Below are 12,230 nucleotides of genomic sequence, written 5' to 3'. Positions count from 1 at the left end.
GCTCGCTATCCCGCAAGGCGGGACCACCGACGAAGAAGGGCGGGTGAGGGGCCATTTCCATGCTTTGCGGGTGTCGCAAAGCAACAAAACCGGCTGCTAGTGCACGTCAATAAACTGGCGGTGCAGAAGCTCCAGACTCAGCAGTCTGTGCAGCTCAAGCGTATAGTTGCGGTTTCCCTTGAGGTGGCCGTCGACCACGGCTTCCAGCGCTTTCTTTTTCACATAGGGCCGGGCAAGGCTGCGCGGGTCCAGCAGCACTTCCCGGAGGTAATTCGAGAGGCCGTCCCGGTACCAGACCCGGTAGTGCGCGAATTTGTGCCGGCCAAGGAAAAGCCGCTCGAAGTGCAGCGGCGAGAAGATATGATCGAGCTTTGCCAGCCACTGGGGCATGCCGTAGTCGTAAGCGTATTCCGCCTTGAAGGTGAACTCGTGGAAGCGGCGCGAGGGCATGGTTGTCACCTGCCCTTTGAGACCATTGACGCCGCGGTCGCTGGGCACCCGGGCCAGCGCCGGATTACCGTCCGAGATCATCCGCCAGCGGACGTCGCGCGTCATGTCCAGCGCCTTCGGCCCGCGGTAAACAACGCGCACGAAATCATTGTCAAGATAAGGCGAACGGACGCTCAGTTGGCTCTGCTCGAGCGCCAGAACTCCATAGTGCCACCAGGGCGACTGCAGAAATGCGGCGAAGGTGACGGGATGCCGCCGGCGAAGCCTCGCATAAGTCGCCTTTGCCTGCTCGATGCCGGCGCTCAGTTCCGGCTGGAACAGGCCGGGCATGGGGTCAACGGGCTTGAACATGGGCGCCTGGGTGAGCACTTCGCTGCCGTAAGTGCCTGCAATCCGCACGGGCGCTATGTCGCGCACCTTTTCACTGACGTAAAGGTCTGCGGCGCGGCTGACGTGCACGCTGCCGTCGCTCAGGTAAACGCTGCGTTCCGCATAGCGCGGAAACTGCGAAAGGAAATCCTTGCCCACTTCCACCACGCTGTGGGACTGATGGCAGATGCCCGCCACCTCCCGCGCCACCTGCACGTCGCGGCAGTCGCGGAACATTCCGCCGTAGGTGTAGCAGGGCAGTGAGCCGGCTTCGGCCTTTCGCCAGGCCATGATCACCCGCGTGTCCATGCCGCCAGTGAGAGAAACACCTACCTTCTGCCGGCCGTTGAAGTAGCGGCCCAGGTTGCGGGTAAAAGCTTCCCGCAGTTGCTGATAGTATTCCTCGGCGCTCAGAGGAGACTGCTCTTCCCATTCACGGACATCAAAATACGAGCGCTTTCGAGGAACTGGCCCGTTCCGGAATTCCCAGGCGGCCCCGCCCGGCACGAGGCTGATGCCCTCGAACATCGTCCGGTTGTCAAGCGGGCAACTGCACGAGATAAACTCTCCAACCCCTTGCAGGTCGAGTTTGCGCAGCTCCGGGCGGACGGCCAGGATTGCCTTGGCTTCCGCGGCAAAATAGAAGGTGTCCTGCGCTTCGTGGAAATAGAGCCGGTGCATTCCATAGCGATCGTTGAAGAGCAGCGCCTTCCCCTGCCGCCGGTCAATCAAGAGCCCGTGGAACCGGCCGTTCAAACCCGCCGGAAACTTGGGATCGTCTTCATAAACGTGGACCAGGTAGGAAGGGCCTTTGGCATCGAACTGATGTCCGCGGCTGATGAGGCGGCCGGCCGTTCCCGGCTCGGGGTACTCTTCACCCGAAAACACCAGAACAACGTCCTGCCGCTCATTAATCAGAGGTTGTCCGTCAGAAAAGGAATTCTTCTGCACGGCCCAGCCCACATAAACGCCCAGAGACTCTTCAATCCAGGTTCCGGTGGAGTAAAAGGACTCGTGGTTGATGGCCTCGACCATCCGGTGAAGATGCGGCCCGGCACTTTGGCGCGGCGCTTTGGTGATGAAACCGACTATTCCAGGCATAACGGTATCTGACCTTGGCTTTCGAATTCGCATGCGGCTGCGCAGGGCCGGCGTTCCCCGCCCGCGGCCCGCGTCTAGGCGTTTTCCTGGCCGGCAAATTTTCTTGCGTACCAGAGACTCCGGATCTTGCGGTATCGCACGACCACCGGAGCGGGGACCAGCTCCAGAAGGCTGTGATGGAGGCCCAGCCGGAGGGCGGCGCTTCCCACAAGCGTCAGCGGAACGTAGTATCTGGGAACTTCGACTTTCTGGAACCCGTTGTGCTTCTTGAAGTCGGCCAGAGTGTCGCCTTCCCGCCTGCCATAGGAGAAGTTTGCGTACCATAGTTGGGGGATGCCCCGCTCGGCGCACGACCGCACAGCCTGCGCAATCACCGCGTTCGTCGGAGCCTTGTCCCGGTGTTCGCTCATGGAAACAATATGCATCAGGCCCGCCTGCGTCCGGTTCTCGTCGGTCACAAGCTTTATAAAGCCGATCATCTCATCCTGGAAAAACGCCCCGATGAAGATGCTCTGGTCCAGGTAAGTCGCCGTCATCCTCCGCACGGTGTCGAGGTCCTTGCCGTAATGCCGGAACCGCCTGCCCTGACGGATGGGCGACTCATTGTAGATGGCGTGAATTCCGCGAATGAGGGCCTCGTCAAACGGTATCTCCCGTAGCGTGACGCCCTTCCTCTCAGCCTTCCGAATCATGTTCCTCGTCTTGTTATTCACCTGGTTTGCGGTCCATTCATCGTAGGTGGAAACCGGGAGAACGGCAAAGTTGTCCCATTCCATCGGATAACTGTAAACGGGCGAGCGGCTGGAAAGCCTCTGGATGAACGTTAACAGGTCCGCGCGAGGCCGGGACTTGAGCAGCAGCGTCCGGGCCGCCTCCGGATCGTCCAGAAACTGGTAACCTTCAGCATCAAGGTAGGCAACGCGGACCAGCCTTCCGCGAAATACAATCTGTTTGCCGCAAACTTCCATTGGGTCAAGAATCCTTTTCTGAGAGGCGCCTTGGGGGGCGCCGCGCGGCGTCTGGGGCGCTGCAAGGGCGCCGGCCGCGCTGACTAGCTTTGCAATCTAGGCTACTTCAACCCCGTTTTCGGGCATCTGTGGGACGTATGGGATTTTGAGGCCTCAAAAATTCCAGATTTATAAATTGCTTAAAATAAAAGACTTATTAAATTCCTATGGCCTCTGGAAAATGCGAAAAAAGAAAATGCGTTCAATTCTGGAGCATCGCGTAAAACTTACACTTTCCCGCGACGAAAATCTGGAAGTCACCCCTTCGCATGCCCGTTCAGCCTTGCCAGGTAGCGGGAGGCAATCTGCTGGTCCCCGGCGTGGCGAAAGATCTCACCGCCCGCCAGGAAGCGATATTCTTCCTCGTTCACCGGATGCGTTTCCACTTCCACCACGTGCCGGCGAGCCAACGAGAAGATCCGCTGCAAACGGTCCAGAGGTTCGAGTGGAGCGAGGGAGAAGAAGAAGTCAGTGACACGGTGGCGCCGCGCTAGCCTGCGATCAGTCGCCTGCCGGTAGCCGCGGTTCCATAGGCTCTTCTCGCCGATCTTAAACGAGAAGCTCCGCCGCACCGTAATGCCATACGGCAACAACCCACTCCAGAGCACATTGGCACAAAGGTGCATGTGATGGTGGCCGTCAATCCGTTCGGGCTGGGTTCCATAGAGGCGACAATATTCTTCTATCTGTGCTTTCACGACGTAGCCGAACGATGCAGCAAGCCAGGGATTGAAGATCGCCTGAGCGTAACGGTTCCTGCTCAGGTACGCGGCGACTTTCTCCTGGCGCGCTGCAAGATCGTCAGGGCACCGCGGCGATGAAAATGGAGTCGTAAGGTTAAGGTGAAGACCGGCATCAATCCTTCGGGTACGAGCGACGCCGGCGGCCCGCTCTGAGTCCTGCATAAAGACCATCGCGCTGACAGACGAAACGGCCCCGCGAAGAACACACTCCAGCGTCCGATTGGTAGTGAGGTGGTCGCGTCCCCAGTCGTCCGCATTAATGATCAGAAGCCTGCTGGCGCCGTGCAGGACTTGCGGGTCCGCCGACTCGTCCGCTACCGGCTCGCTCGCCACAGGAAAGGCTGTCAGGTTGCGCACCAACGATCCGTCTCGCAAAATGTGATCCCAAATCTGCTCTTCAGCTTAAGATTCCACCGGCCATGTCGGGCTGCAAAACTTCCCTACCCGTGGGATTCCACCGGGATGCGGAATTCCTGAAGAAACTCGATCCCGACAGCGCCTGGCGCGAATGGCGACCGGACGCTTTTCCCTGGCGGAGCCGTCGAGGCGTTCCGCCGATTGGGAATGGGGCTGGCCCAGCGGCGCGCATTTCTAGGCCGCAGCCTCGCGGGCCTCGTCGCCGGACAGCCTGCTGATGACTTCTCGCAACTCGGCGGCAACCAGCTTCTGCTGCTCGATCGTGATTCCCGGAAAGAGCGGAAGCGAAAGGATCTCCGCGGCTGCGCTTTCCGCCTCCGGGAAATCGCCGGCCTTATAGCCGAGACGGCTGTAGGCCTTTTGCACGTGCAGGGGAATGGGATAATGGATCCCGGTCCCAATGCCCGCCTGGGAGAGGAAGTCGATCGCGTCATCGCGTTCCGGCACTCGTACGACGAAGAGGTGATAAACAGCCCTGGCCCATTCCGGCTGATAAGGCATGACAATCGCTTCACTGGCGTCGCCCATCAGCTCCCAATAGCGGCTGGCGGCCTCGCGGCGTTTCTCATTCCAGCCGGAGAGCAGCCTCAGCTTGATGCGCAGGATTCCGGCCTGGATGGAATGCAACCTGCCGTTGTAGCCTTCCATATCGTGATAATATTTCCTGGGCTGACCATGGTCGCGCAACATGCGGACCTTACGCGCCACTTCAGAGTCATTCGTGGTTACAGCTCCGCCCTCACCGCAGGCGCCCAGGTTCTTGCCCGGGTAAAAGCTGAATGCTGCGGCACTCCCCATCGATCCTACCCTTTTCCACTGCTTGGTGGTTCTTGAGAAGTACTGCGCGCCGTGGGCCTGGCACGCATCTTCGATCACCGTCAGATGATAATTTTCTGCCGCCTCAAGAATAGGATCCATGTCCGCGGGCTGGCCATAGAGATGTACCGGGATAATGGCCTTCACCACGTTTCCGGTCGCACAGTCAAACAGCCGTCCGCTCGCGCGGTCCACAAAACACTTGTTCGCCAGATAATCTTGCAACCGGTCAGCATCCATGTTGTAAGTCCGTGGATCGACGTCAACAAATCTGGGGACCGCTCCTGCCTGCGAAATCGCCTCCGCAGTAGCAATAAAGGTGTTGGGTACCGTGACGACGGCATCACCATGGCCGACACCCTTAGCGATCAGCGCAAACCTCAACGCATCCGTGCCGCTGTTGACGCCTACGCAATGGCCCGCGCCGCAAAACTGCGCAAATTCGTTTTCAAACTGTTCAACTTCAGGACCACCCACAAACGCTGAAGCCTTCAGCGCCCGTCTGAAAACCGCCACGAGTTCTTCTTCAAGTTCGGCGTGCAAACCATTCAAATCGAGAAACGGTACCTTATTGGCCGTGCCCATTATGTCCTCCCATTGCTATTGATCTCAAAAACCGTGCGGGACTGCCCACCACAATGGTGTTGGCGGGAACGTCTTTGGTTACGACGGCCCCGGCCCCGACGATGGCGTTTTCGCCGACCGTCACATTCGCGAGGATTGTTGAGCCTGAACCGATTGATGCGCCCCTCTTAATCAGCGTTCGCTCAACCCTCCAGTCGTTTTCTGTCTGCAGCGTTCCATCCGGATTGACCGCCCGTGGGTAACTATCGTTGATGAAAGTTACTCCGTGCCCGACAAACACGCAGTCTTCGATGGTTACGCCTTCACAAATGAAGGTGTGGCTCGAAATCTTGCAGCGCCGGCCGATCCTGGCATTCTTCTGGACTTCGACAAAGGCGCCGACTTTGGTTTCGTCGCCGATCTCACAGCCGTACAGGTTGACAAATTTGGAAAGCTTGACGCCCGATCCGAGCTTGACATCAGGGGAAATACAGACAAAGTCGTTCATAGATAAACGGCCTTTCCTTTGTTTTTCAGCGACGTCTCTGCCGCCTCGAGCATCCTGACAACCCTCAGGCCGGCCTCTCCATCATTGAAGGGGGTTTCGCCGCTCTCGATACTGTTGATGAAATAAGACAGCTCCGAGCGAAGGGCCTCACACTGCTCAAGCTTGGGCGCCCACATGTCGCCCGACCGGTAGCTCACAAGCAGGTTGTAAACCCCCTCGTGGTTACCCATCTCGACTCCCTTGTCGTAAACTTTGATCTTTTCATCCGCCTCCAGATCGTTCCATACCAGCATTCTCTTCTCTCCGCCGATCAGGGTGGTCCGGATCTTGACGGGTGAAAGCCAGTTCACGTTGACATGCGCGATCACGTTTCCCGGGAAATAGATCGTAATAAAAGCAACATCCTCAAAGCCGTTGAGGTGCTGCTCACCCGTAGCGATGATCGCATCGGGATTCTTCCTGATCAGGTAATCCAGAATGGAGAGGTCATGGGGAGCCAGGTCCCAGACGACGTTGACATCGTGCTGGAACAGCCCCAGGTTGACTCTCATTGAGTCGTAATAGTAAAGAGTGCCCAGCGTTCCCTGGTCGATCAACTCACGGATTTTTCGGACGGCGCCCGTAAACAGGAACGTGTGGTCCACCATGATCCTCAGGTTTTTCTTCTGAGCAATCTCGATGAGTTCCTCAGCCTCAGCTACCGTGCGAGTGAAGGGCTTTTCCACGAAAACATGCTTCCCATTCTCCAGGGCCGCCTTGGCCAGCGCATAATGCGTCCAAACCGGCGAAATCACCGCAACGGCGTCTACGTCAGATGAACTGACAAGCTCCTGCGGGTCCGTCAGCAGCCGTGTGCCGTGATTGATTGATGCCGCGCGCCGCAGGGCCGCGGGATTCTTGTCGCAAATCCCAACCACCTTCGCTCCAGCGAGGGTCAGCAAATTCCTGACAATGTTGGGTCCCCAATAGCCGTAACCAATTACTCCAACGCCAACCATGTTTACACCCCCGTTTTGTCCGAACCGGCTGAACCGAGGGAAAACTCAAGGGAGCCTTCCGTCAATTTCGCGGGTCCTTCAGTCTTCCTGCCACCAAACAGGCTTGCCATTGCCTGCATCAACGCCAGGACCAGATGCACGTGCGTTTGGAACCTGCAGGTTTATTCAGCCGACTGGAAAGATTTATCTTCAATAAGCTCCGTCGCCAGAGATCATGGCGATCGGCGTCTCAAACAGGATCTTCAGGTCGAGCCATACCGACCATTGTTTCGCATACTGCAAGTCAAGCCGAACCATTTCGTTGAACGTCGTGCGGCTGCGTCCCTTGACCTGCCACAAACCCGTCAGGCCGGGTTTGACCTCGAGAACCCGTCGCCTGTGCCATATGTCGTAGTATTCAACCTCGTAGGGAATTGGAGGCCGCGGTCCCACCAGTGACATTTCTCCCGTCAGCACATTCCAGAACTGCGGCAATTCATCCAGACTGGTCTTCCTCAGAAGCTTTCCGACCGGAGTAATACGGGGATCGTCTGTGATCTTGTAAACGGGCGCCTGACCCGCTGAATTCATCTCGCCGGCAATGAACCTCTGAATGAATTCCTTGTGGACGGCGCCGTCATTGCTGTGACGCATGGTCCGGAACTTCAGAAAGGTAAACGGCACACCGCGGTAACCCACCCGCGATTGCCGGAACAGAATGGGCCCTTTGGACGTCAACTTGATGAGCAGGGCAATGACCGCCATGGGAAGGGCAAGCGCCAGGAGAGCTGTCGCGCTTCCGATGATATCCAGACCCCTCTTGACGATGCGATGCAATTTCTTGTCTGAATCCCTTTCACGCAAGTCACGGTAGAGTCCCGACCAATCTTCCCAGTTGGAGGCGCTGTCCGGCTGCAGGTACATCCGGATGTCGATACGCTCAACGTCATGGATTTCGAGGCGGCTGGAAAGGGCTGCGACAACTTTGGCATGGATGATGTCGCTGACCGGCACGGGTCCGTCGGCCTTCACTTCAATGAATATGATGCCGAGAACAGCACCCTGCAAATACCATCCGCGGATGTCCGACTCGCGCGAGGCCGAACACGCCGAAGCCCAGACATTCTCGACAACCTTTTCGCTGTTGCCGTTCACCAAGACCTTGCGCAGGTCAAGGAGCATCAGCAGGAAAGGCTTTCGCGACCGCTCCGCCCTTCTCCGCTCTAAGCAAAGAAGTTCTCCGAATCGTGTTTCACTGGGGACAGGTCCGTCGCCGATAACCGGGAGAACCTCCGGCAACGATGGAGTCGTACCCCCGGGATTCCATTGATTGCGCATAGCACGAAGTGGCATAAGCCTCACCTGGGAAAAAGAGCTTGGGTCGTCCTACTCCCCGCAGAAAATGGCACAGGCTGATTGCTGCCACGGATGGCAGTGGACCTGGAACTCAAAGATTGCTCTTGCGCCTCTGGCGCGTAGCTCCGCCCTCTGAGCCACACCGCTTGTGGCCCTATAAAGCGCCCTGGGTCCTTACCCTGTTTTTACCCGCGAGGGCCTTGCTGCAACCCCTTGCATGGGGTTGCAGGCTTGCCTGCCGGCCCAAACCGAATCGCCTATCCGGCTACGCGCTTCTCATACGGAGTGCGGTCGGAACCTTCCTCGCCTTCTCCGCTGCTGCTGCCATATCCGTAGGAGTCATAGCCGTAGTAGTCCTCCATGGCCCGCACATCCATGCTGTTCAGGACCACACCGATGATGTTGTTCAATTGCTTGCGCGCCCTGATGACATAGTCCCGAGGGGCCATGCCGCTTCGAACCACCATCAGGGCGCCGTCAACCAGGCCGGCCAGAATGCGGGCGTCCATCAGGTTAGGCATCAACGCTGGAGAATCAACGACGAGATAGTCGTATTCCTCAAGCAGCTCACTGATCAGGATCCTCATTCGCGTCGAAGAAAGCAGAGCAATCGGGTTCTTGGCCGAGCGCCCGGCAGGCAGGGTGTCAAGTCCAGGCGAGAGTCCCGGCAAAATGCAGGGAGCCCACTCGCTCATTCCTCCAAGGTAGCTCGAGAGCCCGCGTAGGTTCCTGAATCCAAGCGCCCGGTGGACCGCAGGGCGGCGGAGGTCAGCGTCAACGAGGATGACGCGGCTTCCCTGCTGGGCCAGCGCGATCGCCAGGTTCACCGAAACCGTGGTTTTCCCCTCGCCTGGCTGGGAGCTGGTGACAACGATGCTGCGGAGCACTCTCTTGCGTCCAGCGGCTTCCAACATCACGGAGCTTCCGAGGGTCCGGAAAGCCTCCACCAAGGGCGAGTATTTCTGCTGAATCTGTTTATCAATCCGGTACCAGGGAGCCTCGGCCTTTGACATCTGCGTCGTATCGAGAATCCCAGGGAGCACCAGACCGTGGCCGTTATCATGGTTGCCGTCCACAACGAGTTCGGAAAGCGAATCCACCGCCGGAATCATCGCCAGGGCCGGCAGACCCAGGAAGCGGTCAACTTCCTCCACAGTTTTCAAGGTAGTGTCAAAATGCGTCCGCAAGAAAGCAATTCCAAGACCCAGCCCCAGCCCCAGGATGAGGCCCAGTGCCAGATTGAACACAATTTTTGGCTTGACGGGCAGGAATTGCGGCACAGCACGATCAACGACGTTCACATTGTTCGATTTGATCCGGGCAACCAGGCTGGCTTCTTTAACCTTTTGCAGAATGCTCTCGTAAAGCGCATTGTCGGAATCCGCGTTCCGCTTCAATATGTTGTATTGCGTAGACCGATCGGCCACCGAAATGGCAGCATCCTTCTGTCCCTGGTACGCATGGGCGAGAAGAGCTTCACGCCGAACGGACGCCAGGTAATCGTTGGTGATCGTTCCAGCGGCGCGCTGGCGCTCACGAGCCAGGGTCTGCTCTGCCACCGCGAGCTGGCTCTTGAGTTCCTTGACTTTGGGATAGCTGTCCGTGAACGTAGACGACAGTTGGGCATATTGGGTCTTGAGGTCCGCCACCTTCTCCGTAAGGATCTCGAGGAGCTTGTCGTCAAAGACACCCGGAAGCGAGCCATAGTCTCCCTTCTGCACAAGGTTGTAGAGCGACTCCTTCTGGTAGCGGTCTGACTGCGCCTGGGTCAACTGGTCCTGAATCTGCCGGAGGCGCTCACTGACGATATTCTGTGTATTGCCCGTATTGGTCTCCAGATAGAGCAGATCGTGTTGGCGCGCGTAGAGCGTCATCTTCTGCTCTGACTGTTCCAATTCGTCCTTCGCTTCCTGGACTTGCTGGGCCAGCATTTTGGTGAACTTCTCAGTGGCGCGTTCGTGCAACTGCATGTAGTCGGCGACCACGGCATTTACGACCCTGGCCGTGAGGCGAGGGTCGCTGCCCTCATAGGTGATCGTCACCAGCCGGCTGCTCCCAATGCGTGAAACTGCAAGCGAAGCTTCAAAATGGTCCACGATGCGCTGGTAGGCTTTCGGGTCCATTGCAGACGCGGGTGAAGCGGCGTCTGAACCAGCATCAGCAACCTGCGGTCCGGCCTGAGCGGCAGGGCTGGTGCCCTGATTGGAGGGAGCGTCGGAATCAGACCCCGTATACCAGTGGACGATCCCATGCCAGATGCTGCGGAAAATATCTGCAGAATTCTGGTTGGGGTCCTTCGCCAGCAGGACCTGATTGATGACCTGCCGGGCCAGAGTATCGCTCTTGAGGATCCCGATCTCCGTCTCAACCTCGGTCACGACGACGTTATTGGGAGCAGCACTCCGGCTTTGCAACTGGTCCAGACTCTCGATGTCTGGTGTCGCTTCCTTGACCTCAATGGTCGCTTGAGAGCGATAGACCGGCGTCATGCAGAGCGAAATCAGCAGAGCCAAGAGCATTACTGAAATGCCGGAAGCCAGGACTGTGCGGTAGTGGTCACGGAGCACCCGCAAGAGGTAGCTCAGGTCAATGTCCCCGTCGGGGCTTGGCGAGCTTGAGTTCACGACCGTCGCCGAAAGCCTCCGGACCTTTGACAAGACTCCGCCTCTGTAGAGTTGAATTTTATTCTCTTCGGTCATATCAAAGTCTCCAAGTGCTGCCCGGAATTCACCGTCTCGCTCATGGAACTGCGCGCCAAACGATCCATTGTGAGAACGTCCTGAGTGCCGCCTTGCCGGCCGACGTTGCTCCATTCTTGGGGATATACAAAACATCCTTGGGCTGGAGCGCGGGATCGGGCGTCTTTCCGCTAAGAATCTCGTTCAGACGGACAGGCAGTTCGATTTGCTGTCCATTCTCTGCGATCCGAATGATCTTGGCCTTCTTTTTGTCAGCATCGGGGCCGATCCCCTCGCCGAGGGCAATCGCCTGCAACACCGTAATGTGTCCGTTGGCCTGTATGGGGAATCCACCCGGCCGCATGACGTCGCCAACGACATAGACGATTCCCGCGGCTTTGACCTTGACGATGTCTCCGGGATAGACTGCGACGTTGTACTTGGAGTCTCCCGAATCAAGCAGGCGCTTAAGGCTGACCTCAATGGTGTCCCCCATTCCAGCCTTCGCAGATTCGGCGGAGGGCGGGGCGTCCGAAGTCGCGCCCGTGGAGTCCGCTTTTCTCCCGGCATTCGTAGTCATGGGACGTGAAACCCCGTCAAGTCCTGCACCTCGCATTACCAGCACTGCGTCTCCAGCGTCTGGCGAGAGTCCCTGCGCCATGGAGAGCATTTCGAGAAGCGTCTTCGTCCCGCGAATCTGAAACACCCCCGGCGCTTTGACGGCCCCCATTACAGAAACGCTATGGCTTTGCACTTCAGTGACTGTGACGGTCACCTGGGGGTCCTTCATGTAGGTGCGGCGAAGCAGCGCCTGCAGGACCAGCTCGAGTTCGCGCGGCGTCAGTCCAGCGGCTTTGATCGTCCCCAGCAGCGGCAGTGAAATATCACCGTCTGCTGCGACGCGGACGGCCTGGCTGAGATCGGGCGCGCCAAATACGGTAACTTGAAGCTGGTCGTCCGGTCCGATCCGATAATCACCCGGTGACGGGCTGTTCTGACCGCTGGAGAGGGCCGAATGGACCAAGCTATCGAGGCGGCGGTTCCAGTCGTCAGTGGTTTCCATTTTGGTATTGCTGATGCCGGACGTTAGGAGCGCCTGGCTGGCAGGGCCGGGTGACTGGGCCGAAGCGTTCAGGGTCCCCGCAGCCACGAGGGCCACGAGGCACACCCATATCCTTGACATATCCTGCCTCCCTTCGCGCATCGAAAAACCCTTGAATATTGAAATCATCAATTGCGGCCTG

General features: G+C 58.1%; 9 protein-coding genes. All 9 read right to left on the bottom strand.

Features of this window, described 5'->3' with window-relative positions; all coding sequences use genetic code 11:
• Positions 1-96 precede the first annotated feature (96 nt).
• The 9 genes from VFQ24_17490 to VFQ24_17450 all read right to left on the bottom strand — a co-directional run bounded on the left by VFQ24_17490 (position 97) and on the right by VFQ24_17450 (position 12,169).
• Complete coding sequence (locus VFQ24_17490; protein HET9180152.1) at positions 97-1,920, bottom strand: asparagine synthase-related protein; 1,824 nt, start codon at positions 1,918-1,920, stop codon at positions 97-99.
• Positions 1,921-1,994: 74 nt separating this feature from the next.
• Positions 1,995-2,888, bottom strand: coding sequence for a hypothetical protein (locus VFQ24_17485; GenBank protein HET9180151.1), 894 nt, complete (start codon positions 2,886-2,888; stop codon positions 1,995-1,997).
• 296 nt (positions 2,889-3,184) lie between these two features.
• Positions 3,185-4,027 carry a ChbG/HpnK family deacetylase gene (locus tag VFQ24_17480; protein ID HET9180150.1) on the bottom strand — a complete coding sequence of 281 codons (843 nt, stop codon included), beginning with the start codon at positions 4,025-4,027 and terminating at the stop codon, positions 3,185-3,187.
• A 234-nt stretch (positions 4,028-4,261) separates the two neighbouring features.
• Positions 4,262-5,488 (bottom strand): DegT/DnrJ/EryC1/StrS family aminotransferase, encoded by a 1,227-nt coding sequence (locus tag VFQ24_17475; protein HET9180149.1) that lies wholly within the window; start codon positions 5,486-5,488, stop codon positions 4,262-4,264.
• On the bottom strand, positions 5,472-5,975 hold the full coding sequence (locus VFQ24_17470; GenBank protein ID HET9180148.1) for an acyltransferase: 504 nt from the start codon (positions 5,973-5,975) through the stop codon (positions 5,472-5,474). Before VFQ24_17470 ends, VFQ24_17475 begins: the two co-directional genes overlap by 17 nt.
• Positions 5,972-6,973 (bottom strand): Gfo/Idh/MocA family oxidoreductase, encoded by a 1,002-nt coding sequence (locus tag VFQ24_17465; GenBank protein HET9180147.1) that lies wholly within the window; start codon positions 6,971-6,973, stop codon positions 5,972-5,974. The genes VFQ24_17470 and VFQ24_17465 overlap by 4 nt, the downstream gene beginning before the upstream one ends.
• 189 nt (positions 6,974-7,162) lie before the next feature.
• Positions 7,163-8,305, bottom strand: a complete 1,143-nt coding sequence (locus VFQ24_17460; protein ID HET9180146.1) for a sugar transferase — start codon at positions 8,303-8,305, stop codon at positions 7,163-7,165.
• A 260-nt stretch (positions 8,306-8,565) separates the two neighbouring features.
• Entirely contained in the window at positions 8,566-11,007 is a 2,442-nt protein-coding gene (locus tag VFQ24_17455; GenBank protein HET9180145.1) for a polysaccharide biosynthesis tyrosine autokinase, read from the bottom strand.
• 40 nt (positions 11,008-11,047) lie between these two features.
• Positions 11,048-12,169 carry a polysaccharide biosynthesis/export family protein gene (locus tag VFQ24_17450; GenBank protein HET9180144.1) on the bottom strand — a complete coding sequence of 374 codons (1,122 nt, stop codon included), beginning with the start codon at positions 12,167-12,169 and terminating at the stop codon, positions 11,048-11,050.
• Positions 12,170-12,230: the final 61 nt, after the last annotated feature.

This window comes from Terriglobia bacterium (genome assembly GCA_035712365.1).
In the GTDB taxonomy this organism is placed as follows: Bacteria; Acidobacteriota; Terriglobia; order UBA7540; family UBA7540; genus SCRD01.
The sequence above is the reverse complement of the archived record's forward strand: the minus strand, read 5'-3'. Positions and strand labels throughout refer to the sequence as shown.

Excerpts from the sequence above, each read along its gene's own strand:
- VFQ24_17475 (HET9180149.1), bottom strand. The coding sequence starts at position 5,488 with ATGGGCACGGCCAATAAGGTACCGTTTCTCGATTTGAATGGTTTGCAC.
- VFQ24_17490 (HET9180152.1), bottom strand. The coding sequence starts at position 1,920 with ATGCCTGGAATAGTCGGTTTCATCACCAAAGCGCCGCGCCAAAGTGCC.
- VFQ24_17465 (HET9180147.1), bottom strand. The coding sequence starts at position 6,973 with ATGGTTGGCGTTGGAGTAATTGGTTACGGCTATTGGGGACCCAACATT.
- VFQ24_17485 (HET9180151.1), bottom strand. The coding sequence starts at position 2,888 with ATGGAAGTTTGCGGCAAACAGATTGTATTTCGCGGAAGGCTGGTCCGC.
- VFQ24_17455 (HET9180145.1), bottom strand. The coding sequence starts at position 11,007 with ATGACCGAAGAGAATAAAATTCAACTCTACAGAGGCGGAGTCTTGTCA.
- VFQ24_17460 (HET9180146.1), bottom strand. The coding sequence starts at position 8,305 with ATGCCACTTCGTGCTATGCGCAATCAATGGAATCCCGGGGGTACGACT.
- VFQ24_17470 (HET9180148.1), bottom strand. The coding sequence starts at position 5,975 with ATGAACGACTTTGTCTGTATTTCCCCTGATGTCAAGCTCGGATCGGGC.
- VFQ24_17450 (HET9180144.1), bottom strand. The coding sequence starts at position 12,169 with ATGTCAAGGATATGGGTGTGCCTCGTGGCCCTCGTGGCTGCGGGGACC.